Origin of the sequence: Microcystis viridis FACHB-1342, assembly GCF_014698335.1 — a bacterium.
Classification (GTDB): domain Bacteria; phylum Cyanobacteriota; class Cyanobacteriia; order Cyanobacteriales; family Microcystaceae; genus Microcystis; species Microcystis ichthyoblabe_A.
Window position 1 is genome coordinate 58,317 of the sequence record NZ_JACJSV010000011.1, and the last position, 26,200, is coordinate 84,516.

The window sequence follows — 26,200 nt, forward strand, 5'->3', positions numbered from 1 at the left end:
CCCCATCCACAGGGAAAACCATAGTTTGGCTTTTTCAGCTACGATCCTTATATAGCAATACTTTTAAGGCTTAGTGCCTTGGCCGTAAAATTCCAGTTCTCTAGCTGATTGCGATTTGGCTTACTATTAAAAATTGTTTTGATCTAAGATTGAATCAGCAATATTTTATTGGGAGTATCAAACAATGGAACCAGTTTCTCTGATTATCGCCGCCTTGACTGCTGGTGCGGTTGCTGCGGCTAAAGATACGGCGGAAAAAGGCGTTAAAGATACATATCAAGGTTTGAAAACCTTGATTAAGCGTAAGTTTGCTAATGATGCTTTAGCACAGGCAATGGTGAGGCAAAACCAGAGGATATCAAGAAAGCTGAAGGTTTGTTAAAAGATAAAATTGTCGAAGCCGGGGTTGATAAAGATAATGAAATCACTAAATTAGCCCAAGATTTACTAGACAAGCTCCAAGAACAACCCGGTGGACAACAAATTATCACCCAAAATATCAGTAATGTTAAATATGCTGCTACCTCTGGCACGGGTAATGCTAGTATTAGCTGCATCACCGAGCATGGCACATCTAAGGATGACTGAGACTGTATTTTAATTAATCAGGATGGTTGATATGTCAGAACCAAGCGAAATTCAACAAAATATTACAGAAGCTCAATATGCTGCTGCCTCTGGGACTGGCAATGCAACCATCACGATTACCAATTACTATTATCGAGAAGAAGCAAGAATAGCCCCTGCTGATTCTGCCGATGTTGCCGATGATAAACTGCCCTGTCCCTATCGTGGCTTGTTTCATTTTGGGCCAGGAGATGCAGAATACTTTTTTGGGCGCAAAAGCTTTATTAAAACCCTATTTCAGGCAACCCAAACCCGTAATTTTATCCCCCTATTAGGTGCGTCGGGAAGTGGTAAATCCTCGGTAGTTTTTGCGGGATTAGTCCCCAAATTGCAACAAGAAAGTCACTGGCAGTTTACCCATTTTCGTCCCGGTTCTGACCCTTTTCATGCCCTAGCTTTAGCATTAGTTCCCCTTTATACAACTAATCTAAATGAGACAGAACGCCTCGCCCAAGCGCGTCAGTTAGCCAATTATTTGCGTGATGGCGACATTCCTCTAGCTGATGTTTTTGCCCAAATCAAACACAATTATCCCAGTGAACGGGTACTGCTAATTGCCGACCAATTTGAGGAACTTTATACCCTCTGTCCTGATGAAACAATCCGCCGTAATTTTCTCGATAAATTAACTACATTCCCCTTTGAAAGGGTAGGAATGGTGTTGGTATTAACTATGCGGGCGGATTTCTTGGGGAATGCTCTTTCCTATCGTCCCTTTGCCGATGTCTTACAAAATACTGACTTGAAATTGGGGCCGATGAACCGAGAAGAACTCACAGAAGTTATTGAAAAACCGGCGCAAAAATTGGGGGTGACATTTGAAGCGGGACTGGTGGAGCGCATCCTCGATGATGTGGAGAGTGAGCCGGGGAATTTGCCATTACTAGAGTTTGCCTTAACGGAATTGTGGCAGCGGCGACAGGGCAAAGAATTAACCCATCTGGCATATACAGAAATTGGCGAAGTGCAGGGTGCTTTGGCCCGCCATGCCAATGAAGAATATGACAAGCTGAGTGAGGCGCAACGGAAAGAGGTGCGGCGCATTTTCATCCAATTGGTACGCCCAGGGGAAGGCACAGAAGATACGCGGCGGCTGGCGACAAAAGCGGAATTGGGGGCGGTAAATTGGGCGCTGGTGAAACAATTGGCGGATGCGCGTTTAGTTGTCACCAGTCGCAGTGAAAAGGCACAGGTGGAGACGGTGGAAGTGGTGCATGAAGCACTGATTCGCAATTGGGGGGAATTGCGGGGCTGGATGGATACAGACAGGGTTTTTCGCGCTTGGCAAGAGCGATTAAGGGCAGGAATGTATCAATGGCAACAGATAGAAAATGGAGACGTAACTGGATGGGATGAAAGCAGATTGTTGCGGGGTACAGCGTTGGCGGAGGCAGAAGAGAAGCTGAAACAACGTCCAGAGGATTTGAGCGAAGGGGAGCTATTTTATATCCAAGTAAGTGTAAAACTGCGAGACAAAGAACAAAGGCGGCGAGAACGTGTAAGACGACAGACTGTTTATGTTTATGTACTAGCAGGAGGTTCGATTTTGATTTTAGCTTTGGGTATATTGATTCAATGGCAGAACGCCGAAAAGCGAAAAGAAATAAATAACCTTGAACGACAACTAGAGTACGAGATAGAGTCCGCGAAAGAACAAGTAGAGTCCGCGAAAGAACAAGGGAGGACAAGCAAAATTCATGAGAGAGGGAGAATGTGTTACCAACTCCTAAGAGATAGGAATTGGAAACAAGGTTATGGAACGGTTGAGGAGTATGAAGAAAACAAAAGAAGGTTTGATTATTGTGAGTCGGAATGGGGTAAATAAAAGTAACACCGTGTGCGACTTTTTCAAAACTCTGATTTCACAAGTATTTCAAAGATACGGACTTGGCACGTTATTAGTGTCAGTTTCAGTCCTGACGGCAAGACTTTGGTGAGCGGTAGTCGGGACAAAACTATCAAACTCTGGAATGTAAAAACAGGCAAAGAAATCCGCACCCTCAAGGGGCATGATAGCTATGTCTATAGCGTTAATTTTAGTCCCGACGGCAAGACTTTGGTGAGCGGTAGTTGGGACAAAACTATCAAACTCTGGAATGTAGAAACAGGCAAAGAAATCCGCACCCTCAAGGGGCATAATAGCCGTGTCAGAAGCGTTAATTTTAGTCCCGACGGCAAGACTTTGGTGAGCGGTAGTGAGGATAAGACAATCAAACTGTGGAATGTAGAAACAGGCCAAGAAATCGGCACTCTCAGAGGGCATAATGGAATTGTCTTAAGCGTGAGTTTTAGTAGCGACGGTAAGACCTTAGCTTCTAGTAGTTATGACAATACAATCAAACTGTGGAATGTCGAGGGAAAAGAAATCCGCACTCTCTCTGGGCATAATAGGGAAGTCAATAGCGTTAATTTTAGTCCCGACGGTAAGAAATTAGCGACCGGTAGTGGTATCTTGATATCTGTTAGAGACAACACAATCAAACTATGGAATGTAGAGACAGGTCAAGAAATCCGCACCCTTCCCTTGCAACTCTACGAGAACACTGGGCATGATAAAAGTGTCACTAGCGTGAGTTTTAGCCCTGACGGTAAGACATTAGCTTCTGGTAGTTATGACGAGACAATCAAACTGTGGAATGTAGAGACAGGTCAAGAAATCCGCACTCTCACTGGGCATAATAGTAATGTCAATAGCGTGAGTTTTAGCCCCGACGGTAAGACATTAGCGACCGGTAGTGATGACGGCACAATCAAACTGTGGAATGTAGAAACAGGGAAAGAAATTCGCACTCTCACAGGGCATAATAGCACTGTCACTAGCGTGAGTTTTAGCCCCGATGGTAAGACATTAGCGACCGGTAGTAGTGACGGAACTATCAAACTGTGGAATGGAGAATATGGTTGGGGTTTAGATGGTTTAATGGGGCGGAGTTGCGCTTGGGTACGGGCTTATTTGCACAATCCTAATTCTGGTGTTAAGGAGGAGGATAGGCATTTGTGTGATGGGATTGGGGGTAAATAGTCAGTATCAGGATTTTGAGGATTAGAGGATTTTCAGGATGCTCAACCTTAAAAGATTGTTGGGAGTTTCCAAGTAAATAATCCAGTTAATCCTAAAATCCCGTTAATCTTGGTTTAGACTTCTTTGTGAGGATACAGAAGGATTGTAGGACGATGCAGAAGCATTTTAGGGCGATGCAGAAAGATTGTAGGACAATGCAGGACTTAAACGCTTTAATGGGGCGTAGTTGCGATTGGGTGCGGGTTTATTTAGAGAATAATATTAATGTCAGGGAGGAAGATAGGCATTTGTGTGATGGGATTGGTACAAAGAATTATCGGACTAAGGAGATTTTGCCATGACTTCCACGAAAGAATAGAGCTAACCAGCTAGGGTAAAATTAGGGTTTCGGCTTATCCTCAACTCAGCTTACCTAGGAATAGGCCGATTTATTTTGCTAAGGCTATATTTTGAGCAACTTTTGTCAATTTAGCCACAAACAGAAACATAAATCGTAGGTGCGTTAGCCAAAGCGTAACGCAGCAATTTATAGCGTTTCCTGTTCGCAAGAGGTACATTATCGATGTTGAAAAGTTTAATTAGCAAAGGTTAACTTGTGCCACACAGGTGTGAGAACTGCTATAATGCTCTTCTGGGACTTTCGGAAATTCCTGACCGAATCCAGATTCTGAAACCCTTGGTTGACAAGTGATCGCTAACTTTTTTTCTAATAAAAACTCAAATTTCGGGTTTCTGTTAGTTAGCGATAGCTTGAAGGCTTACCCCATAAGAGAGCTAGAGTTTAGAGACTGTAAGACTTTTGCCAGAGTCCCAGAAGAGCTTTATACTAAATCCGGTTATTGAAAACTGATTATCTATTACCCGGATTTAGTATGAGATATTATAGAGAGGTCTCCAGAAGTCAAATCGTAATCAGGAGTTAGTATATGCAAGCAATCCTTTTAAGCCGTGAAGAAGTTGCTCAACGTGCAGAGAAACTGTACGAAAGCAGAATCCGCCAAGAGGTGGAAGTTGAAGAAAAAATTGGCAAGATGGTCATCATTGACATTGAAACAGGTGACTACAAAGTTGATGAAAATGGCTTACACGCTGCTGACTTATTGAGCGAGAAACACCCCCATGCTCGGCTCTTTGGGATCAAAATTGGCTACAACGTTGCTGCCGCTGGTAATGATTCGTTAGTAGTGGCGTAGCCCTCTTGCTTACCTGCTATGAATTATGTAAAATATTTATTAATAAAAATAATTGGAACCCGATCAGTCTTTAAACCTCTAGCTTGATCATGACTTTTCTGATAAATATCTTTTTCTGGCTCCTGTCTGGCTTACTCAAATATCAGCTCTGGTAGGGTGCGTTCCCTAATGCAAGTATAGTTATGGTTTTCAGCGAATTGTGGGATGCCATGTCGCAGTAAGGTTTTTGCCTTGTGGTGATAGGCTATTCTCCCTAACGACCGTACAGCCGGCTTGCTTTTTGCTTCGGTAATATGGAATAAGATGATAAAACTCCCAATCGAACTTTCAAAACCCACTCCCCTCCGACGGCTGGCAATGGCAAAACACAAAGCCTGCTTGACCCACAGCGTGCCGAATGCCTTTGGTTAGCTATGGCTGTAGCCACTCTCTGGACGGTTATGCTGGGTGGAGAAGCGGAAAATCAATCTCCTGAACCCAATTTAGAGCAACTTCCCCCCCAACATACTGTCTTTAGTAAAACTCTCCACCTCAAACCCTTACGTCAGCTTTCTTGTTTTCTTCTGGGTTCTATTACCCTAGTTGCTGATTTACTGAAAGGTTTGTCGATTCACCTTCATCGGAAATTTTGGGTCTGAAACCCCGCCGTTCTAGGTTGGCTTTACGTTAGAATTAAAAGGCCAGTCTCGAAAACCAAGTGGACGGCGCAGCACCTTGAAAACTCGGCTTAGGGGGTTCCGACCGGAAAAGCTTGGCTGGGTAAAAAGTCGCGCGCAACAAGTACAAGAAGCTATAGGCGGTCAACGTACCGTGGGACACACGGAATCGGGCTTCTGAAATGGGGCGAAAGTCTGTGGACTCTGTGTAAGACAGTACATGGTTTTTTAACTGTGGTATGCGACGGTGGTGGAAGCAGAAACTTAAATCGTGAGGTTTAGGAATCGCCGCACTTTTAGGGCGGCGAGGATGTCAACGTTGAAGTTCTTTCCCTCTCACCCCCGTTGATGCTTTTTACTACTCCCCTTCCTCTTAGTTGTAAAATACCTACACCTGTCAGTCCCTATTGACCATCTCCTAAATCCTGAGAAGATTACCAAACAATGTTAGAATAATTCCCGTACTGTAGGCGCTTGCAGATTCTTGTGGGCGTGGCAGGGCAGGCGAAAAACGATTCCGTTAGGAATTAAACCAAAAAAGTTCCACTGGCAACAGCAGTAGATTTTATCTCACTGGGTTGACCAGTTGGCAGTTCGTCAAATTACGGATCAATACAAAATTATCATTTACAGATCTTTCTTGGTAACTTATGGCACAGCGTACACGCTTAGGTGAAATCCTTCGTCCCCTCAACTCAGAATATGGTAAAGTTTCTCCCGGTTGGGGAACTACCTTGCTGATGGGAGTGTTTATGGCTCTGTTTTTAGTCTTTTTGCTGATTATTTTACAGATCTACAACTCCTCCCTAATTTTAGAAGGATTTAATGTGGATTGGGGTCAGTAAGCAGATTCCAACAATCTTGTCGGCATTTTTGGCCGCAGAATTGTCTCTCGGACTTTAGCAGGTGGGTTATTGCCCACCGCAAGTTTTTTATTAGGAGCAAACACATGAATATTTTTGGGATTGGATTGCCAGAAATGGGGTTAATTCTCTTGATTGCCCTGCTAGTTTTCGGACCGAAGAAATTACCAGAAATCGGTCGCAGTTTAGGCAAAACTATTCGAGGATTTCAAGAAGCATCCAAGGAATTTGAAAGTGAATTTAAGCGAGAGGCCCAGCAGATTGAAGACTCGGTAAAAATCAAAGCTGAATTAGAAGAAAGTCAATCTCCTAGGGATCAAACTCGTTCCAGTTGACAACTTTGTAGAGATGTAGAGTAGGTCAAATTCGAGGCTATCCGCTAGATTAACATCGAGAATGACCAAATCGAGATTAAATTGGCAGTTTTACCATAGACCTCTTGTAAAAATCAAAAATTGTTGTTAGGGTCAGGAGTCGGTCGTCGGTCGTCGGTCGTCGGTCGTCAGGAGATTATTTTATTTATTCTTCCCACTTCCCCACACCCCGCACCCTACACCCCACACCCCACACCCTACCCCCACGAAAAACTTTTTCAGCAGACCCTAAGTAGGCAGAATATATCATTAGTTTGAGAATTCCCAGAAGGCAGGGAAAAAATGACTATTTCCTTGCTATAAGTATTGTAGATGTCAAGAGTGGTAAATGAATGTCTATAGTGGTATCCCCCGAACAAGTCCATCAAATCGTCAACAACCTCCATCACGATCCCTTTGAGGTTTTGGGGGCCCATCCCCTAGAAGAAGAAGGAAAAGTCAATAAATGGGTTGTTAGAGCCTATTTACCGAAAACCACGGCCGCCTGGGTTATTTTACCGTCCCAAAGACAAGAATATCCCATGACGACCGCTTATCACCCCCATTTTTTCGAGTGCGTTATCGATATCGGTGAACTGAACAATTATCAATTACGCATCCACGAGGGAGAACAGGAACGGGTAATCTATGATTCCTATGCCTTCCGTTCTGCCAAACTTAGCGATTTTGATTTACACCTGTTTGGGGAGGGCAACCATCATCGCATTTATGAAAAATTAGGGGCGCATTTAGCCGAAATCGAGGGTATTAAAGGGGTTTATTTTGCCGTTTGGGCTCCTAATGCTCGCAATGTCTCGATTATTGGTGATTTTAATAACTGGGATGGTCGTGATCACCAAATGCGGAAACGTAATAATATGGTCTGGGAATTGTTTATCCCGGAAATCGGTGTTGGCACTAAATATAAATACGAGATCAAAAATTGGGAAGGTCATATTTACGAAAAATCTGATCCCTACGGTTTTGCCCAAGAAGTACGCCCGAAAACCGCCTCGATCGTGGCCAATTTAGATAGCTATACTTGGGATGATAGCGATTGGATGGAAAAACGCCGCCATAGCGATCCTTTAACTCAACCGGTTTCCGTTTACGAATTACACCTCGGTTCTTGGCTGCACGCTTCTAGCGCCGAACCACCCCGTTTACTTTCCGGGGAAGGAGAAGCGGTTCCCGTGTCGGAATGGAACACTGGGGCCCGCTTTTTGAGTTACTACGAGTTAGCCCAAAAACTGATTCCCTACGTTAAGGAATTAGGTTACACCCATATCGAATTATTACCGATCGCCGAGCATCCTTTTGATGGTTCTTGGGGTTATCAAGTGACGGGTTATTTTGCCCCCACCAGTCGCTACGGCAATCCTGAAGATTTCATGTATTTTGTCGATCAATGTCACCAAAATGGCCTTGGTGTGCTAGTGGATTGGGTCCCCGGTCACTTCCCCAAAGATGGCCACGGGTTAGCTTTCTTTGATGGTACTCATCTTTATGAACACGGCGACCCGCGCAAAGGGGAACACAAGGAATGGGGAACCTTAATTTTTAACTACGGTCGCAACGAAGTCAGAAATTTCCTGGTGGCTAATGCCCTATTTTGGTTCGATAAGTACCATATTGACGGTATTCGAGTGGATGCGGTGGCTTCTATGCTCTATCTCGATTATTGTCGTAAAGATGGGGAATGGGTGGCCAACGAGTACGGTGGCCGGGAGAATTTAGAGGCCGCCGAATTCCTGCGTCAAGTCAATCATGTAATTTTTAGCTATTTCCCCGGAATTCTGTCAATTGCCGAAGAATCCACCGCTTGGCCGATGGTGTCCTGGCCCACCTATATGGGCGGTTTAGGCTTTAATTTGAAGTGGAATATGGGCTGGATGCACGATATGCTCGATTATTTCGGCATGGATCCCTGGTTCCGTCAATTCCATCAAAATAATGTCACTTTTAGTATGTGGTATAACCACAGCGAGAATTATATGCTGGCTTTGTCCCACGATGAAGTGGTTCACGGCAAAAGTAATATGATTGGCAAAATGCCGGGGGATGAGTGGCAAAAATTCGCCAATGTCCGGGCATTATTTAGTTATATGTTTACCCACCCCGGCAAGAAAACCATGTTTATGAGCATGGAATTTGGCCAGTGGAGTGAGTGGAATGTTTGGGGTGATTTGGAGTGGGGTCTTTTGCAGCATCAACCCCATCAACAGCTAAAACGCTTTTTCTCAGATTTGAACGCCACCTATAAGAGTGAACCTGCTTTATATACCCAGGATTTTGGTCAGGATGGCTTTGAGTGGATCGACTGTAGTGATAATAGTCATAGCGTCGTTTCTTTCCTGCGCTGGAGCAAAAATTGGCAGGAGTTTCTGGTGGTGGTCTGTAATTTTACTCCCCAACCCCACAGCCATTATCGCGTTGGTGTACCCCATCCCGGTTTTTATCAGGAAATCTTTAACAGCGATGCGGGTAAATATGGCGGTAGTAATATGGGCAACCTTGGCGGTAAATGGTCGGAGGAATGGTCCTATCATAGCCGTCCCTACTCGATCGATCTCTGTTTACCACCTTTAGGGGTTTTAGTTCTCAAAATCGGTCCTCATGCTTCTGGGGAATAGGTAAGCTTTTTTCAGTGTTGCCAAAGGCACGGCGTAGCCGTCCAGTAAACAGTAATCAGTGAACTGAAAACTAACATCTGATAACTGATAACTGAGCTGCCATTACTGTCGAGATGGCTAATACTAAATCCGTTGAGTAACGCACAGAAAACGGGTTTCTCCGAGAAACCCGTTTTCTACTCATGTAATAGGCAAAAGGATCAATAGATAATCAGTCTTTAATAACAGGATTTAGTCTGAACAGGTACAGACAAGAAAGTGCAGAAAGTGGGCATTTTCCTCTGGCGAGCATCGAAACCATAAACAAGCAAAAGTATCTGTATATTTACTGACTAAATAAGACAGATTTGCCCTAGATGCGGCCTAGGGAAAAGCCGGTCAAAAACTAACCCATCAGGATCACCGTATCGATGACGTGGATCACACCATTATCCGCCTCGATATTACCCGCGATCACCGTGGCATTTTTCACCTCAAAACCTTCGCTACAATCGACGGGAATCGGTGAACCCTCTAGAGAAGTCACTACAGCCAATTTTGCCAAATCTTCCTGCATATATTTGCCCGCAGCGACGTGATAGGTGAGAATTCGGGTTAATTGGGGGATATTCTGCACTAGGGTTGTAATCGTCCCGGGGGGCAATTTGGCAAAAGCTTCGTCGGTGGGGGCAAAAACCGTGAAGGGGCCAGGACTTTTTAGGGCATCCACAAGATTAGCCGCTTGTACCGCCGTCACTAGAGTTTTAAAATTATCGGCACTGACCGCAATATCGACAATATCTGCCATAAACTTAACTCAATCCCTTAAAAAAATTATCTATTTCAGATTTTAAACTCAATCTTGTGGCTCTTCTCGACTTTGTGTGATAATTTTTGCTTATGGAATCGTGAAATGTTGACGGAGAAAGACTTTTACGACTATTTTGCCGAAGAAACTATCAGTATAGGCTTCGTTTCCACACAGAAACCAGAAGAGCCATCTTGTCCCAAAGATCACTTTACTAAATTGTGTGTCAAAAGTTGGTAAAGTAGCCTAGTCTCATAAAATAGCAACCGACATAGGCCATCCTTACCTAATGCCTTAAAACTGGGTAACTCTTGGGTGACTTTGATTTTTTTCCCGGTTTTTTCGTTGCGAGTAAAATAGGTGTGTTTTCTGGGATTTAGCCAAGAGTTCTTAAGTTTAGCCATAGTCTCAGTTTTAGCGGGTTTATTCGGGCAAATAGTCACCATTGCCTGCTGTCCTTTAGTCAAATCTTTCTTAACATTTCAAACCCTTGTAGCACAAGGCTTTCAAGACTCGGTTAACAATTTGTAATATTCCTTGTTGACACCCTTACAAAACAAAGAAAAAACTGAAATCAAGTCAGGATCAGGGTTGGAGTGCTTACTGAAAAAATTGTTAAGAAAGATGCCTATAAGGGATAGGAGGGTGTCTGATAATTTTTAACGCCTACCTACTTAACTAGGGTTTATAACTGGGAAAATCGATATAACCTTCCTTGTCAAAAGAATACCAATCCTTCATCTCAGCATCGGGATTAAGAGGCCAATTATTGGCGAATCTTTCCACCAAATCGGGATTACTGATATAGGGGCGACCGAAAGCAATTAAATCCGCATCTCCTAACTGAATAGCGGCTTCAGCAGTTTCTTTTGTATAACCGCAATTGCCGATTAAAGCACTATTAAAAACAGCCCGAAACTCGGATAAAAGCATCGGTTTACCCTTTTCATGAAAACCAAAAGCCAAGCCATCTAGCAGATGCAAATAAGCTAAATTGTACTCATTTAATCTTTGGGCAACATAGAGAAAAGTTTCTCGAAAATCCTCGGAACCCATGTCATTATAAACCCCATTGGGAGACAGACGCACCCCCACCCGATGACTGGGAAAAACAGTTAAAATTGCCTCGACTACTTCCTGTAAAAAACGATAGCGATTTGCCAAACTGCCACCGTACTTATCCTGACGCTGATTAGTAACAGATTGTAGAAAAGTATCGATTAAATAACCATTAGCCCCGTGAATTTCTATGCCATCAAACCCCGCTAATTTTGCCCTCTGAGCGGCTTGACGGTAATCGGCGACAATTGCGGCGATTTCCTCGGTTTCTAAGGCTCTAGGGGTCTCGTAGGGCTGTTTGCCTATGGGTGTATGCAACTCCCCCTTAATCCTAATTGCGGAAGGGGCAACTGGTAAAGCCCCATTTTCCTGAAAACTAGAATGAGAAGCGCGACCACAGTGCCACAATTGACAAAAAATTGGTGTTCCTTTTTTTTGGGCGATTTTAGTCACCATTTGCCATGCTTGCGCTTGTTCATCGGTGTAGATACCGGGGGTATTTTGCCAACCGTTAGCTTGGGGAGAAATTACCGTCGCTTCTGTAATCATTAATCCCGCGCTGGCCCTTTGTCGGTAATACTCGGCCATTATCTCATTAGCAAGACGTTTTTCTCCGGCTCGCGCTCGCGTCATGGGAGCAAGCACAAGACGATTTTCTAAGTTTAAATCTCCCAATTTAAATTGACTTAAAAGAGCCAGGGAAGTAGTGAAGGAAGTCATCGAATTTGCCGATAGAGAGTTTAGGTTAATTTTACCGCAGTTAGTTAAAACCAGACAATCGCACCCAAGTATGATTGACTGGCCATCTGCGAGATTGTTCCTCTGCTAAGGGAGGAGAATTAATCGGATCAACTAGCTGAATATAATTAATATTGGTCATAAATCTGACTATAATTACAAGTTATTTAATTTATTCATCATCCAAAATTAAAGAGACAGAAACTATATTTTCTGGTAGTTAAGTCATGATGGTTCGGTATAAAATAGTGTAATTACGCTTATGTTTATCTGACCAGAAATAGTCATTGTCGAGATGTCTAGTAACTGGTGTTTTACCGATCAAATAGACTTCCTAGTGACTGAAACGAAACCCTTACTATTCGGTGCTTGCGAATTTTAAGAGGGTTTTTCAGAATCAGCATTTTTTAGTAAACTTACCCAAAAATACCCAAAAGAGGCAAACAGCCTCTACATTGCATTGATAAAAATGGGAAAACAGGAGTTTTTAGCAAGCATCATTCATTTAATTGTGCTAATCTCCAAAAAATAGCTATTTTTTCATAATTTATAGCAGTTCTCACACCTGTGTGGCACAGTTAAACCTTTGCTGATTAAGCTTTTCAACCTCAACAATGTACCTTTTGTGAACAGGAAATGCTATATTTAGAACTAATTTATGAGTAAAAAAAAAGTCTTGATCGACTTGGGCTTTGTGGCTAGTATGTAAAGCATCTAGCTTCTTCATTGGAGACACCTGAATGAAAGCCCTATTACTGTGGCCGCTGATGCCCAACTCCTTTTGGTCCTATCAAGAGACTTTAGATCTAGCCGGTTTAAGATCAACCAATCCGCCTCTGGGTTTAATTACGGTGGCGGCCCTATTGCCATCGGATTGGGAAATCCGGTTTGTTGATCGCAATGTCCGATTAGAAACGGCTTCCGATTGGGAGTGGTGCGATTTGGTCATCATCTCCGCCATGATCATTCAGAAAAAGGACTTTCAAGAATTGATTGCCAAAGGGTTGCAGTTGGGTAAAAAAGTGGCGGTGGGCGGGCCTTACCCCACCTCCTATCCAGAAGTTGCCCAAAAAGCTGGAGCAGATTACCTGATTCTGGATGAAGGAGAACTGACAATCCCGCTGTTCCTGGCAGCCCTGGAGCGGGGTGAACCGAGTGGTGTCTTTAGAGCCAGCGAGAAACCCGATGTAACCATGACACCGATCGCCCGCTATGATCTACTAGATCTGGATGCCTATCTGGCGATTACCGTGCAGTTTTCTCGGGGTTGCCCCTTTCAATGCGAATTTTGTGACATCATCAACCTCTATGGCCGCAAACCGCGCACCAAAACCCCAGAACAAATGTTGGCTGAGTTGGAGACGTTATATCAACTGGGCTGGAGGCGCTACATTTTTGTTGTCGATGACAACTTCATTGGCAATAAGCGGAATGCCAAGGTGTTTCTGCGGGAGTTGATCCCCTGGATGGAACAACACCAGTATCCCTTTAAACTGATTACGGAAGCTTCCCTTAATCTGGCCGAAGACAGCGAACTGATCGAGCTAATGGTCAAGGCCGGCTTTATGCTGGTGTTTATGGGGATTGAGACACCAGATACCGATAGCTTAATGGGCATTAACAAGGTTCAAAACACCCGCCAATCCCTGATCGAATCCTGTCACAAAATTACCCGCATGGGGCTGCAGATTATGTCTGGCTTCATTATCGGTTTTGACAATGAGAAACCAGGCGCAGGGCAGCGGATCAAAGATTTTATTATGGAGGCGAGTATTCCCCAGGGGCAGTTTAGCCTGCTCCAGGCACTGAAAAATACCGCCCTGTGGAATCGCCTGCAACGGGAAGGTCGTCTGGTAGATGGCATGGGCACTGTCCATCAGGGAGCCATGATGAACTTTGAGCCAACTCGCCCGGTGGAAGAGATTACCGAAGAATACATCGACGCTTTCTGGGAAATCTATGATCCTGTTAACTACCTGAAACGAACCTTCAACCATTTCATGATCATGGGGGGATGGCGCGGCAAATCGAACCGTAAATTAGATGGGCAACAGTGGCAATTGTTCCGCTCCTTGCTCTGGCGGCAGGGGATTGTCCGACCGACGCGCTTCCGTTTCTGGTGGCAACTGGCAGTGATTGCCTGGGTCAAACCCCGTCTGCTAGAAGAGTATCTAGCGACCCTAGGGATAGGTGAGCATTTTTTTGCCTATCGCTATGAAGTAAGAGAACAATTACTAAAACAACTAGCCGATTTGAAGCAACAGAAAGCAAGGGTAGCCCAGCTGGAAAAAACGCTCAAAAGCTAGACAATAGCACCGACGAACAGTCAATGCAGACATTTTGGCGAATTTTTCTTTTGTACGATAGTTTTCCTGAGTTGAGATTCTCCCCCCTTACTTTAAGTAAGGGGGAAAAAAATCAATTGGCACGCTGTTCAACCAACAGTTGGTAAGCATGATTAAAATCAGCCGTTGTAATGCGAATATCAGCCGGGTCAGTCATTCCCTGATGGCGATAACGACGAATTGCCATCAGTGCCGCTTGGTTACATAATAACGATAAATCTGCACCATTCCAGCCTTCCGTTGCCTCGGCCCAATAGCCTAAATCCACATCCTCTAAAGGACGTTCATCATTATGGACCCCGAGAATTGCTAAACGACTAGAGGCATTGGGTAAATCAACTTTTAACTGTAAATCTAACCGTCCCGCTCGCAATAAGGCTGGATCTAAGGCATCTGGGCGATTAGTGGCTCCAATCACTAAAATCGTTGCCGCCGTTTGCAACCCATCTAACTCCGTGAGGATTTGTCCCACAACCCGGTCACTCACTCCTGAATCTCCACTATAACGACCTCTTGCCGGTGCTAAAGTATCAATTTCATCAATAAAAACCACACAAGGGGCTGCCTGACGAGCTTTGGCAAACAACTCACGCACCGCTTGTTCGCTCGCACCCACCCATTTACTCAAAAGCTCAGGTCCATTAATACTGATAAAATTAGCTCGCGCCTGAGATGCAACCGCTTTGGCCAATAAGGTTTTTCCCGTTCCGGGGGGACCCCAAAGTAAAATACCTTTGGGAGCTTGGGCTTTGGTTTGCGTATATAATTGCGGATGGAGTAATGCTCCTTCCACAGACTCCTGTAGGGTTTGTTTAATCTGTTCAAGTCCGCCAATATTGTCCCAGTCCACATGGGGAGACTCCACCTCCACAGAGCGCAATACCGCCGGTTTAACTTCTTTAAGGGCTTGCAAAAAGTCGGCTTGGACTACCGTCATTGTTTCTGGAATTCGCGAGTCAATCGTAGGAACCTGGCGCCGCAAAGCACTATAGGCCGCTTTCTGGCAAACGGCTTTTAAATCTGACCCGACAAATCCCACCGCGTTATCGGCAATCAGATCTAAGGAAACTGATTCATCTAGGGGCATGGAACGGGTGAGAATTTGCAGGATTTCTAAACGGCCCTTGCGGTCAGGCACCCGAAAGAGGACTTCTCGGTCAAACCGTCCAGGGCGACGTAGGGCAGGGTCAAGATGGTCGGGACGGTTTGTCGCCGCTAGAACAATCACCCCCTGGCTTTGGGCAAAGCCATCCATTAAACCCAACAATTGGGCTACCAGTCTTTTTTCTACTTCCCCTTCAACTTTACTGCGATCGGGTGCCATGCTATCAATTTCGTCAATAAAAACGATACAAGGCGCATTCTTACTGGCTTTCTCAAAAATTCCCCGCAGTTTTTGCTCAGCCTCCCCATAATATTTGCTGATCACCTCTGGTCCGACTAAGGCAATATAGTTAACACCGAGTTCTTCGGCCAAAGCACGGGCAGTCAGGGTTTTGCCGGTTCCAGGGGGGCCGACTAAGAGAACGCCGCGAGTGGGTTCAAGTCCTAACTTGGCCAATAAGTCGGGGCGTTTCAGAGGAATGGCAATTAGTTCCTTGAGTTCTTTGATCACTTCCGTCAAGCCACCAACATCCTTCAGGGAAGCCGTGGTCGGTCCTTCGGGCGGTGTCACACTGTCTTCAACCCCTGAATCGTTGGGGGTATCGCGATTGCGATTAACCTCAAAATCATCCCCACCAGAATTGTTCGGGCGAGAAACTCCCCCTGAACGGGGAATACCGCCAGCACGGGGGATGTTACTCAAGGGACGAGAGTTAAACTGCACTTCGGTTTTAATTTCCCCTTTTTCCAGTTTTTCCTCTAAGGTTTTAGCCAGTTCGACTAATTGCTCAAAGCCTTTGAATAGTTCTACCATAAAATTTCTCCTGAGTCAAGTGAAGGATGGGGACTGGGTAATAGATGGGGTTAAGAAGTCCGACTTTAAAGACTAATTACCTTTAAAATAACAGATCTGCCGCGGCTTTGACCCGGGCTAGAGGTTCTACAGACCGAGGTAAACTGGGTAAGCGGATCAAAGTTTGATCTGGGAATAAATCCCGATCAATTTCCTCATTAGCATGATAACGATTCTGCACGACGTAACGTTGATAGACTCCCTTTTTTTTCAGAGATGCTGTCAATCGCAGTTGTTCGGCAACGATGGCATCTTGGGCTTGCAAAACTCCAATAAATTCTGTATGTTGGGGGTCTTTGAGTTTTTCCTGGGCAGACATCACCTGTTGTCTTAAGATTCGCAATCGTCCCATTAAATCTACACGCCCTAAGACATCTTTATACTTCATCCAAAGCTTAAAAATCCAACTTAACCAATCTCCTAAAGCCGTTGGCATTTCTAAAAATCGCAGGAGATGACCGGTAGGAGCCGTATCTAAAATAATCAAATCTTGTTGTTTCTGGTCTAATAACTCCATTACTTTTACTAGGGACAACATTTCATCAATTCCTGGCAGAGATTGAGCGACAATTTGCCGCCAAGCTTCTGGAGTATAAGCTAGTTTGATGTTCCCCTCTTCCTTACCTTCTCCACTAATCATTTCTGCCAGTTCCCATAAATAATCATCCCGAAATTTTTCTAAAATGATATTAGCATCAACTTCTTGACCACTTAAATTAGCAGTTAATTGTGTGGATTGATGTCCTAACTTTGTCCCAAAGGCATCTCCCAAAGAATGAGCCGGATCAATAGAAATAATTCTAATTTTTTGCTCGGGATGACGATTAGCTAAGGCCCAACCAATAGCTGCGGCAACGGTGGTTTTTCCCACTCCCCCCTTGCCACCAATGATAATGAGTTGGCGTTTGTCGTCAATAAAATCACTAAAACTCGGCAGAATTTTTTGCGGCCATTGAATAGGAGGCGGGGCCATAAATTCTACTTTTTCGATAATTTCAATTTGACTCATGATCTGATCTAATGCTTCACCTCCTAGGGGTTCTTTTGCCTGTTGGGGCAGGGTGAAAATTGTTTCTTGACCTGGAATTTTTAGGAATTTATCGAGGAGTTGCTGTTGCTCACTGTAGCGATCTAAATTTTGATTAGGATCCGTTAGAATGCGATTAATAAATAATCTGCCGCAGGGAATATTTAAGTGATGCAAACTATTGAGTAATCGTTCGGTTTCTAATAAACTCATCGGTTCGGCAATTGCCACAATTAAACAAAGGGTAAAATCCCGATCTTGTAGGATTCGTTTGCCTTCGGTTAATTCTGCTTGTGTTTTGACTAAAAAGTCATCCACATCATCGGCATTGTAGGTTTTTGCAAAAGTTTGCGAAATAACACGATGTTTTTCTTGAAACAACTCTAAAGAATTTAAAATAATCTCTAAAAAGTCTTTAATCCCCAATAAATTCAAGGTATGACCAGAGGGAGCCATATCAACAACAATTCGATCTACAACATTCTCTATTAGTAATCGTTGAATTTCTAATAGACCCATGATTTCATCTAAACCTGGCCAGTCTAAATCCCAAACAGGAGTTAAATCTTCTCCTTCAACAAAACTGCCCCGTTCTACTAAAAGTTCTAAAAATTTTCCGTATTTTTCTTTAAATTCTAAGAGCAATTTTTCCGCATCTAATGCCCTAACTTTTAAGTTGGGTAAGTCTTTTACAGGTGATGCTTGATCGCTAACTTCTGTTTGCAATACATCCCCTAAAGAATGAGCAGGATCGGTTGAGATTAACAGTATTTGTTCCTCGGGAAATAATTTAGCCCAACGGCGAGCAAATCCACAGGAAAGGGTGGTTTTTCCCACTCCTCCTTTGCCACTAAACATAACTAAATGTCGAGTGTCATAGCAACTTAGAGCGTTATTTACCAAGTTAAAGTTAGTCATAGAGAAATCAAGTTAAGTAAAGTGATAGGGGGGAGAAACTTGTCCTAATTGTAATTGCCAACGGGGGCAAGCTTTCTGCCAATGCAAGACTTGCTCGATTAGTAAAGGTTCTTCTTGAAAATTAACTAAAAGATAAATTCGTGATTCTGTCCCCGGAGCAGTAATAATCCTAGTTGACGGATAGCTTTGGGTCACTAAATGCCCGAGATTTTGCCATTCTGAACCTTGCAAAGTATAAAAATCTTGTTGGGCTTCATAAAGCTGTTTTTTGGCTAAAAAATATTGTCTGCCCTTGCTTTCAGAAGAGAGTACAGGCTCCTCTGGCTTACGGGGAATACATTTTAAAAGATATTCTCCTTTTCCCTCAAGTTCTTCAATTTTTTCTTGATATTCTTGGCCATGAGAACAAAGATGAGTCAGTAAATTTTCTGTCTCTAAAAAAGATGTGCCAAAACGTAAGGGTAAAACAGTGGTTTGTTGAAATAGTTCACAGATAACTCGATCGTGACATAAAACCGATTGAATCAAGCGTTCATCATCATTTTGTAAAGTGTCTAAACCAACTTCGGGTTCGACTACGGCCGAGAGAGAGCCAACAGTTATCAGTAACAATGGGTTAGCCATTCCAACGGGTAATTTTAGGCTTTCTATGGGGGTTTTCAAAAAAGCGTAAGTATATAGATTGTACAATTTCATAGGGTTTACCAAAAGAAAATTGACGATTTTTTACAAATTTTTATATTGGGGCGTTGATATGCTAGAATATTCTAAGTTATTCAGGGATTGTTATGACAACCACTCGTCCACCCAGACCAATTAGATCTAAAATTAGCACCATGCCTCGGAAACAATCTGAAGCAGATCACCAACTTGAGCTTTATAAGTTAATTACTGAAAAACAACGTATCCAAGAAAAATTAGAAATGATGGAGCGGCAGATTCAGCAATTAAAAAATCGTCTCACGTTTGTGACAGAGCAAATTGAGACTACAGAACAAAGTATTCAAAATTTGCGTGCAGCCAACCCTCCTAGTGTAGCTAAAAAACCTGATTCCCCCAAAACTGTTGCTCACTCCTCTAATAATTCCAGTAATTTCCAAACTTTTTACCTAGAATATTAAGGCTTAACCAAGGGCTAGTTCTGACCAAGCTTCAACGAGTTCTCCAGCTTGTCAAATCCGCCCTTACTAAGCTTACAATCTGTGATTTTGTTCATGATCTATGTGGTGGGAAATATTGCAAGTTTAGAGAGAAGATTCAGATTCGTTTTCTGCCTCTTCTTCTTCTAAGGCTTGAATTTTTAATAAAAGTTCTTCTTCCTGAATTTCAAACTCCTCCTCAGAAATGTTGCCCATATCGTAAGATAGTTGTAGGGATAATAACAATTTGTGCAAATTTTCCGCCTCATCATATTCTATATCTGCACGCTCTTGAATTTTCTCCCCAATCCAGATCAGACCCCCAATAGGACCGGTAACAGGAAGAAATAAAAGATCGAGAAACATAACTAATACTCTCCTTAGATAAGTTGGGCAAAGGTATAGGGTGCGGTTAAATTGTTATAGCGAATTCTTAGGCGATCACCAAACTGCTGATCGATCGCTTCAACGTTTTGGCTAAATTCCGGCTCTTGCTCCCAGGGAATTAAATAAGCTGCATTGTAAATCATGTCATCCGTCATCGGATCGCTTTCAATCACCTCTTGGGCGCGATGATTCAATTGCTCTCTAAAGACTTGAATAATGTCTTGTTTCCGTTGCAATACAGTAGCTTCAATGAGTTGACCTATATGGATAATTTCTTCCATATTTAAGTTTTTCCCCATCATCGCATCCCGTTCTTGTTTTAACTTAGGATTAGACTCCAAAGCCGCTTGTAATTCCCACTTATTATCCCAAAAAATCTTAATGCTAACCTCTCGTTGTCCTGACAGTTTAGCAAATAATTCTTTCAGTTGGGTTTTATAGGGAGTAATTAGTTGTTCGGTGACGGATTCCCAGGTTTTGATAACTAAGCCAAACCGCAGGGGCAACAACGTTGTAAACCCTGCTTCCATGACAGTTTCTAATACTTTTTCATGGCAAATTAAATAGCGACGGGATGCCAAATACTTCTCTTTATGAGCAGCGGAGTAGAGAAAACTAAAACCATCAATCATCTCACTGTGAACCGGCTCATTATCAATCCCCTGCAAAACCAGTCCGTCAGGAACTGGTTCGGGAAATATGCCATATAAATAAAGACCCACTGTCATCAGTATTCTCCCAAATTAAACCGGCTGAGAAGTTAAAACCAAACGAAGCTTTAGATGAATTAGATCTAGTTGAGCTAAACCCAGATCAACATTTCCTTCCACAACAACTCCTGTATTGAGAAGTCTATCCACTAATTCTAACACAGAGGGCTTAACACCCTCCTCTCCCGGGTAATAACTCCCTGCTTCCGGTAAAAGAGTGCCAAACTCTCCTAGGTGGACATTTAACTCTTCTGGCTCAACCTCAAAAATTTCACACAAATGGAGAACTTGTTCTTGCAATTTTTGGATACTTTCTGCAGCTCTATCTAAATCAGACTCACTGAGAACCCCTTTTTCCATTCGGCGAATGATTTGGGCTTCGAGCAATTGGCGTACCAGTTCCACAACAGTTAACAGTAAAGGGGCTAAACCAGCTTGGCTATTACTTTCTGGAGGGGTCAGCAAGGCTTGATTATCAGAATCGTAAGGTGTGCAAGCAAGGGTCATGGTTGGAGTTGGTAAATGAGGAGTTCTTAAGGGTGAGTCTCTAGTGGGAGGCTTGGCCAAGAAATTTTATCTGAGGGAAAAAACGATGTAATTAAACAATTTCAACCTTCCCCTGCCCTGTGAAGATTCTGGTGAGGAATTTACCCGACAGGAGGAATGTGCTTGATCATTTTAACTGGTATCATGGCCCTCGATTGCCTCCGATTGAGGTAGGAATTTTAAGGCTTGAAGTTCAGCTGCCAGGGTTTCTGTTAATAAGGCTTGGGATTGGCTATAGAGATAGGAGTCGCTTGCCCACCCATTAATTACCATCTCCCTTGCTCTATCAACAGAGGCAATCGTTAACTACTGTAAACTTCTTGACCGTTTGAGGATTCAGTTGAGGAATTTCAATATATACGAGGAATGTGATTGATCGTTGGGACTGCCATCACGTCTCTCCACTACACTCCATTTGGTTAAGGATTTTAAGGTTTGAAGTCGGCGTGAAAGTTCCAGGTTTTCCGCGAATAAAGCTTGGCCTTGGCTAGGGAGGTAGGGATAACCTTGCAAGCTGTTAATCGCAGTTTCCCTGGCCTTATCAAGGGGGGCAATCGTCTCGTGTAAATTTCCTAACCTTTGAGGATTCAGGTGAGGAATTTCACGCATCTGAGGAATGTGCTTCATCGTTCGGACTGGTATCATGGCTCTCCGTTGCACTCAATTGGTTTAAGGATTTTAGGGTTTCAAGCTCAGTTTCCAGGGTTTGGAGTCGGAGCGAAAGTTCCCGATTTTCTGCTAGTAAAGCTTGGGATTGGCTATGGAGGTAGGGGTCTCCTTCCCACCAGTTGATTCCCATTTCCCTGGCTTTATCAACAGAGGCAATTAACAAACGAATGCGGATATTTATAAGTTCAGTGGAGGCGATCGAAACGGAAATATCGCCGGCAATTACAATTCCTTTATCTAAAACTCGTTCGAGTATATCCGCTAAACTCGAACCTTGAGTTGCTGTTTTTAGGGAGTTGCTTGACTGGTTTTTGAGCGAGCCAGCAAAAGTGGAAGAAGTCACGGTTGGTTTCACTCAATAAGAGTATAAAATTAGTCTTTTCGCTGGGGCAAGTTGCCTCGCAGTAAAGATTGAATGGCTTTTAACGATTGATTTCCTGTCGAAGGCTCAGGAGTTGACGCTTGGGCATCGGAAGGCTCCGTTTCCTCTATAAAGGATAAGGATTCTAACGGATTGTCCTCGAGGATTTCCCATAAAATCGCTCTTGACTTATCAACAGATAAATTGGTGCGGGACAACAGAACATCGGCGCATATATCACGGAAGTCCGAGTCAGAGGAATCGGCCGCAATATCGTGAGAGGCGCAGACTTTAGCAATCATTAAACAAGAGCGCAAACCCGACGTTTTTTCAGTCCCAGTTTTCACCCGGAAGGTTTTGACAAGGTTGACAATAAATAAAGCATCTTCTCGACCAATTCCCGTTTTTTGAGCAAGAATTTCTGTCTGAGTTAGTTGGTCTGGTTCAGGCATATTGATAGTTACCAACCGATCCATTAAAGCATCTTGGGTGGCATGAACCCCACAGTATTCTTCTGGGTTGGAGGTGAAAATTGCCCGAAACTGAGAATTGACTTGTAGGTAATCGGGTTGATGGCTAGTGGGGGGCAGGGTGAGAATTTTTTCTTCCAAGGCAGAGAGTAAAACGTTGTTGACCTCAGGCCGAGAACGATTGAACTCATCATAAACTAGGGTAAACCCTTCTCGACAGGCCATTGTTAACCGAGAATCCACCCAATTGTGTTTTAGCTCGTCTTCAACCTTGAGAACGCTGTGGATATAGTTATCCATCAGTTTTTTATGGGTGTAGCCAGACTGGCTACCAATTAAATCGGAACTGGTAAAGTCATCATCGCCAAAGATTAGCATCACAGGTCTGGCTAAACAATTGGCCAGGTGCATTGCCAAGGTGGTTTTTCCCGTTCCTGCCGGACCACATAGATGGATGGAAAAACCAGCGTTTAGATAACGTAAGGCGCGAGTGGCAACTTGATCAATCGAAGGCGTAACAACAAATTGACCGGGGCGGAGGCTGAGGACGGATCTTCTTGTTTGAGTTTCAGTAAATGTCATAGTTGAAGTCTAGTAAATACCATTGATAATCCCCGCCTTGAGCGGACGGGTATTCTTGAGCTAACAATTGCCCGTTCAAATCTACCCTCAATAACCGATTAGGCAAAATCGTCTTCGGCTTTTAAGGCTTACCTCATAATATATAATATCCCAAAAGATCAGGAAGTGTCATCAATTACCTCTAGAACCTTGATTCTGAAGGTGTTTTTAGGATATTCATCAGTCAAGGGGCTAAGGGGCTACAATTCTTGTATAGATTACTTTTCAAGACTTAAACAATGAAAAGCCCAGATACAGTCCTTTTCCCTTACCTCCTTTGTCAATAAAAAACTACTAATCACGACATTAACTATAGACTGAGTGAAGCTTTATCATACTTTTTAGTTTACCAGAGACCTAGAGCGGACTAAATGGGAACCCAACACTCCTAGGTTGAGTCTAGGAACTTAGAAAAGCAGGATCAGCATGGTAGGTTGAAAACCAAAGGCTTATTGTTTTATTCTCAGATAGTCCTCTAGTTTAGCCAGGAAAAGGGACTAGAGGGTTTTAACTCTAGCCCTAGGCTTAAGTGGGTTGGAATTAACCTAGAGATTTATTTGCCAAAAACGTAGATAGACAAATCTTGACGAAATTGACGCAATTCGTCTTTTAGCTGTTTCGCTTCAGCTAAACGTCGTTCTTGAAATTGACTTAAATCATCCTTCACCTGTTTGGCTCGATCTAGATGAAGTTGGCGTAATTCGTCCTCTAGCTGCTTCGCTGCCGCTAAACGCTGTTCTTGGAATTGACTTAAATCCTCTTTCAGCTGTTTAGCTCGATCTAGATGCTGTTGACGTAAGTCGTTCGCCAACTGTTTCGCTTCAGCTAAACGTTGTTCTTGGAATTGACTTAAATCCTCTTTCAGCTGTTTGGCTCGATCTAGACGCTGTTGCCGTAAGTCGTTGTCTAGCTGTTTCGCTGCCGCTAAACGTTGTTCTTGAAATTGACGTAAATCCTCTTTTTGCTTTTCCGCTTGAGCTAAACGCTGTTTTTGGGTAGCTGTTAAAAACAAGTGGCTTTCCTGTTGAACTTTTTGGAAAGACTGACGCAAGGCAGTTGCCTGTTCTTGCGCTTGTTTTTGTCTTTCAGTTTTAACATCCGACAAAAAAGCTTGGACTTCTTGCGAGAGTTTAGCTACCTCTCCAGCAATCGATAAACGCTCCTGGCGGAACTTTTCGATGAGAGCAGGCATGGGGTTGTCCTCAATTACTAAATACTATGGAATGGATTAGACCCAATCACCCGCTAGGAAAACCTTCACGGGGACTGGGGGGAGAGACAGTAGAGTCCGACTTTTCTTATCACCCCAAAGTTGAGATAGTGAACTACCCTATCAATTATAGACTATTGCGCCCCAAGAGAGGGGTAACTAAACTCAATAGGGATTAAAGAAAAGCCGAGAATCTAGAAAACCTGGTCGGGTTTTAACTGAGCAGATAGGAGAATCTGGGATCAATCCTTAAGCAGGAACCGCCGCCGATTGAGTCAGACCAACTGCTTCAGCATATTTGAGGTAGGTTTCAACAGAAGCGATAACTACACGAGCTTCAATCGCTAATAATTCGATTCCGACGAGAGAGACGCGAGCCCAAGCATCAATAACGATACCTTTATCAAGGATACGATCGATAACTTCAGCTAAGCTAGAGGAAGAGTTGGTTTTTTCGACTGCCATGGTAATAGACCTTGTTTGTTAGTTGTATAGAAAGTGTACAGTGCTGATCCCAAAGTTGATATATCGAGCTACCGCATCTCAGGGGCGCGGCTTCCTAGCCCAAGAATGACCTTCTATTCCGAAAAATAGTGAGTCTCACACTCTGGTGATAGGGGGTAAACCTAGCTGCAAGGGTCAAAACACGTTTGCCGTGGCAACCTTGTCAATCATAGAGCATTGCGCCCCAAGAGAGGGGTAACTAGACTCAATAGGGATTTAAAGAAAAGCCGAGAATCTGGAAAACCCAGTCGGGTTTTCACTCAGCCGATGGGAGAATCTGGGATGGATCCTTAAGCAGGAACCGCCGCAGATTGAGTCAGACCAACAGCTTCAGCATATTTGAGGTAGGTTTCAACCGAAGCGATAACTACACGAGCTTCAATCGCTAATAATTCGATTCCGACGAGAGATACGCGAGCCCAAGCATCAATAACGATACCTTTGTCAAGGATACGATCGATAACTTCAGCTAAGCTAGAGGAAGAGTTGGTTTTTTCGACTGCCATGGTAATAGACCTTTTTGTTAGTTGTATAGAAAGTGTACAGTGCTGATCCCAAAATTGATATATGGAACTACCGCATCTCAGGGGCGCGGCTCCCACACCAAAAATGACTTTCTATTCCGAAAAATAGTGAGTCTCACACTCTGGTGATAGGGGGTAATCCTAGCTACAAAGGACAAAATCACGTTTACAAAAATAATTTGTAGGGGTCTAGCTTCGTTTTCGCTATCCGTTGCCGTGTCAACTTGATCAGTTATAGACTATTGCGCCCCAAGAGAGGGTTAACTAAACTCAATAGGGATGAAAGAAAAGCTAAGAATTTGTAAACCCCAGCAGGGTATTCACTGAGATCAATCCTTAAGCAGGAACCGCTGCAGATTGAGTCAGACCAACGGCTTCAGCATATTTGAGGTAGGTTTCAACCGAAGCGATAACTACACGAGCTTCAATTGCTAATAATTCGATTCCGACGAGAGATACGCGAGCCCAGGCATCAATAACGATACCTTTGTCAAGGATACGATCAATAACTTCAGCCAAGCTAGAGGAAGAGTTAGTTTTTTCGACTGCCATGGTAATAGACCTTTTTGTTGTTTTCATAGAAAGTGTACGGTGCTGAAGTCATGGAGGATTCAGAAACTTGTTTGTTTTTTCTGCCTTCATCACTTCGGCATCTGAAGAATAACACCCTTTTTTTGTCGGTGTCAATACCTAATCTCGATTTTTTCGTTAAGAAATAGACCTCTTGCATAATTTTTTTATGGTATAATATAAGGTTTTGCTTTTTTCTCAATTCTTAGATTGAAGTGGAAAAAAGAATAAAATGTGATCTTAGGTCAGGAAATCATCTATAATTTTGCTATGTTTATTAGCAAAATTATGGATTATCAAAACTTATCAGA

Annotated in this window: 27 protein-coding genes and 1 pseudogene; 12 read left to right on the plus strand and 16 right to left on the minus strand. The window is 43.3% G+C overall.

Annotated features, from left to right (window positions below; genetic code table 11):
- Window positions 1–184: 184 nt before the first annotated feature.
- From H6G40_RS24105 to glgB, 9 genes and pseudogenes are all read left to right on the plus strand, one after another.
- Complete coding sequence (locus H6G40_RS24105; RefSeq protein ID WP_002736092.1) at window positions 185–382, plus strand: hypothetical protein; 198 nt, start codon at window positions 185–187, stop codon at window positions 380–382.
- Entirely contained in the window at window positions 376–588 is a 213-nt protein-coding gene (locus H6G40_RS24110; RefSeq protein WP_002737147.1) for a hypothetical protein, read from the plus strand. The genes H6G40_RS24105 and H6G40_RS24110 overlap by 7 nt, the downstream gene beginning before the upstream one ends.
- Before the next feature lie 31 nt (window positions 589–619).
- Window positions 620–3,649, plus strand: a pseudogene (locus H6G40_RS24115) (WD40 repeat domain-containing protein).
- Between the two features lie 152 nt (window positions 3,650–3,801).
- Window positions 3,802–3,990: a hypothetical protein gene (locus H6G40_RS06055; protein WP_042790804.1), complete on the plus strand. Its 189-nt coding sequence runs from the start codon at window positions 3,802–3,804 to the stop codon at window positions 3,988–3,990.
- Window positions 3,991–4,575: 585 nt separating this feature from the next.
- Complete coding sequence (locus H6G40_RS06060) at window positions 4,576–4,842, plus strand: hypothetical protein (RefSeq protein ID WP_069475164.1); 267 nt, start codon at window positions 4,576–4,578, stop codon at window positions 4,840–4,842.
- Between the two features lie 413 nt (window positions 4,843–5,255).
- Window positions 5,256–5,480: a hypothetical protein gene (locus H6G40_RS06065; RefSeq protein WP_002736478.1), complete on the plus strand. Its 225-nt coding sequence runs from the start codon at window positions 5,256–5,258 to the stop codon at window positions 5,478–5,480.
- A gap of 668 nt (window positions 5,481–6,148) precedes the next feature.
- Window positions 6,149–6,343, plus strand: a complete 195-nt coding sequence (psbH, locus tag H6G40_RS06070) for a photosystem II reaction center phosphoprotein PsbH (protein ID WP_002736544.1) — start codon at window positions 6,149–6,151, stop codon at window positions 6,341–6,343.
- 104 nt (window positions 6,344–6,447) lie between these two features.
- Entirely contained in the window at window positions 6,448–6,696 is a 249-nt protein-coding gene (locus H6G40_RS06075; protein WP_002743526.1) for a TatA/E family twin arginine-targeting protein translocase, read from the plus strand.
- A gap of 371 nt (window positions 6,697–7,067) precedes the next feature.
- Window positions 7,068–9,347 carry a 1,4-alpha-glucan branching enzyme gene (gene glgB, locus H6G40_RS06080; protein WP_002737827.1) on the plus strand — a complete coding sequence of 760 codons (2,280 nt, stop codon included), beginning with the start codon at window positions 7,068–7,070 and terminating at the stop codon, window positions 9,345–9,347.
- Window positions 9,348–9,732: 385 nt separating this feature from the next.
- Here the strand turns inward: glgB and H6G40_RS06085 are convergent, their stop codons facing one another.
- Window positions 9,733–10,134, minus strand: a complete 402-nt coding sequence (locus H6G40_RS06085; RefSeq protein WP_123230391.1) for a fasciclin domain-containing protein — start codon at window positions 10,132–10,134, stop codon at window positions 9,733–9,735.
- Between the two features lie 54 nt (window positions 10,135–10,188).
- Between H6G40_RS06085 and H6G40_RS23910 the strand changes: the two genes are divergently transcribed.
- The gene (locus H6G40_RS23910) at window positions 10,189–10,374 is read left to right on the plus strand and encodes a hypothetical protein (protein WP_002747899.1); all 186 of its coding nucleotides are present in this window, start codon (window positions 10,189–10,191) and stop codon (window positions 10,372–10,374) included.
- A gap of 438 nt (window positions 10,375–10,812) precedes the next feature.
- On the opposite strand, the gene H6G40_RS06090 is transcribed toward H6G40_RS23910, so the two are convergent.
- Window positions 10,813–11,913, minus strand: coding sequence for an alkene reductase (locus H6G40_RS06090; protein WP_069475165.1), 1,101 nt, complete (start codon window positions 11,911–11,913; stop codon window positions 10,813–10,815).
- A 758-nt stretch (window positions 11,914–12,671) separates the two neighbouring features.
- Between H6G40_RS06090 and H6G40_RS06095 the strand changes: the two genes are divergently transcribed.
- Window positions 12,672–14,237: a B12-binding domain-containing radical SAM protein gene (locus H6G40_RS06095; protein WP_123230393.1), complete on the plus strand. Its 1,566-nt coding sequence runs from the start codon at window positions 12,672–12,674 to the stop codon at window positions 14,235–14,237.
- A gap of 112 nt (window positions 14,238–14,349) precedes the next feature.
- Here the strand turns inward: H6G40_RS06095 and H6G40_RS06100 are convergent, their stop codons facing one another.
- The 3 genes from H6G40_RS06100 to H6G40_RS06110 all read right to left on the minus strand — a co-directional run bounded on the left by H6G40_RS06100 (window position 14,350) and on the right by H6G40_RS06110 (window position 18,874).
- Complete coding sequence (locus tag H6G40_RS06100) at window positions 14,350–16,194, minus strand: AAA family ATPase (RefSeq protein WP_069475166.1); 1,845 nt, start codon at window positions 16,192–16,194, stop codon at window positions 14,350–14,352.
- Window positions 16,195–16,276: 82 nt separating this feature from the next.
- Complete coding sequence (locus H6G40_RS06105) at window positions 16,277–18,178, minus strand: ArsA family ATPase (protein ID WP_080601638.1); 1,902 nt, start codon at window positions 18,176–18,178, stop codon at window positions 16,277–16,279.
- 12 nt (window positions 18,179–18,190) lie between these two features.
- Window positions 18,191–18,874, minus strand: a complete 684-nt coding sequence (locus H6G40_RS06110) for a GvpL/GvpF family gas vesicle protein (protein WP_069475167.1) — start codon at window positions 18,872–18,874, stop codon at window positions 18,191–18,193.
- Between the two features lie 92 nt (window positions 18,875–18,966).
- On the opposite strand from H6G40_RS06110, the gene H6G40_RS06115 reads away from it, so the two are divergent.
- Window positions 18,967–19,299, plus strand: coding sequence for a gas vesicle protein (locus tag H6G40_RS06115; protein ID WP_002737996.1), 333 nt, complete (start codon window positions 18,967–18,969; stop codon window positions 19,297–19,299).
- Between the two features lie 123 nt (window positions 19,300–19,422).
- On the opposite strand, the gene H6G40_RS06120 is transcribed toward H6G40_RS06115, so the two are convergent.
- The 11 genes from H6G40_RS06120 to gvpA (H6G40_RS06170) all read right to left on the minus strand — a co-directional run bounded on the left by H6G40_RS06120 (window position 19,423) and on the right by gvpA (H6G40_RS06170) (window position 25,871).
- Complete coding sequence (locus tag H6G40_RS06120; RefSeq protein WP_002736124.1) at window positions 19,423–19,683, minus strand: gas vesicle protein GvpG; 261 nt, start codon at window positions 19,681–19,683, stop codon at window positions 19,423–19,425.
- Window positions 19,684–19,697: 14 nt separating this feature from the next.
- Window positions 19,698–20,432 carry a gas vesicle protein GvpF gene (gene gvpF / locus H6G40_RS06125; RefSeq protein WP_002737267.1) on the minus strand — a complete coding sequence of 245 codons (735 nt, stop codon included), beginning with the start codon at window positions 20,430–20,432 and terminating at the stop codon, window positions 19,698–19,700.
- A gap of 15 nt (window positions 20,433–20,447) precedes the next feature.
- A complete protein-coding gene (locus H6G40_RS06130) occupies window positions 20,448–20,921 on the minus strand; it encodes a gas vesicle protein K (RefSeq protein ID WP_002737325.1) in 474 nt (157 codons plus the stop codon).
- A 171-nt stretch (window positions 20,922–21,092) separates the two neighbouring features.
- Window positions 21,093–21,233, minus strand: a complete 141-nt coding sequence (locus H6G40_RS06135) for a hypothetical protein (protein WP_176721672.1) — start codon at window positions 21,231–21,233, stop codon at window positions 21,093–21,095.
- 63 nt (window positions 21,234–21,296) lie between these two features.
- Window positions 21,297–21,605, minus strand: a complete 309-nt coding sequence (locus H6G40_RS06140; RefSeq protein WP_002773813.1) for a hypothetical protein — start codon at window positions 21,603–21,605, stop codon at window positions 21,297–21,299.
- Complete coding sequence (locus H6G40_RS06145) at window positions 21,562–21,972, minus strand: gas vesicle protein (protein WP_002738199.1); 411 nt, start codon at window positions 21,970–21,972, stop codon at window positions 21,562–21,564. The genes H6G40_RS06140 and H6G40_RS06145 overlap by 44 nt, the downstream gene beginning before the upstream one ends.
- A 29-nt stretch (window positions 21,973–22,001) precedes the next feature.
- Window positions 22,002–23,042: a gas vesicle protein GvpN gene (gene gvpN, locus H6G40_RS06150; protein WP_069475168.1), complete on the minus strand. Its 1,041-nt coding sequence runs from the start codon at window positions 23,040–23,042 to the stop codon at window positions 22,002–22,004.
- Between the two features lie 592 nt (window positions 23,043–23,634).
- Complete coding sequence (gene gvpC, locus H6G40_RS06155) at window positions 23,635–24,273, minus strand: gas vesicle protein GvpC (protein WP_002736872.1); 639 nt, start codon at window positions 24,271–24,273, stop codon at window positions 23,635–23,637.
- A 267-nt stretch (window positions 24,274–24,540) separates the two neighbouring features.
- Window positions 24,541–24,756, minus strand: coding sequence for a gas vesicle structural protein GvpA (gene gvpA, locus H6G40_RS06160; protein WP_002735503.1), 216 nt, complete (start codon window positions 24,754–24,756; stop codon window positions 24,541–24,543).
- Window positions 24,757–25,085: 329 nt separating this feature from the next.
- Window positions 25,086–25,301, minus strand: coding sequence for a gas vesicle structural protein GvpA (gvpA, locus tag H6G40_RS06165; RefSeq protein WP_002735503.1), 216 nt, complete (start codon window positions 25,299–25,301; stop codon window positions 25,086–25,088).
- Between the two features lie 354 nt (window positions 25,302–25,655).
- On the minus strand, window positions 25,656–25,871 hold the full coding sequence (gene gvpA / locus H6G40_RS06170; RefSeq protein ID WP_002735503.1) for a gas vesicle structural protein GvpA: 216 nt from the start codon (window positions 25,869–25,871) through the stop codon (window positions 25,656–25,658).
- Window positions 25,872–26,200: the final 329 nt, after the last annotated feature.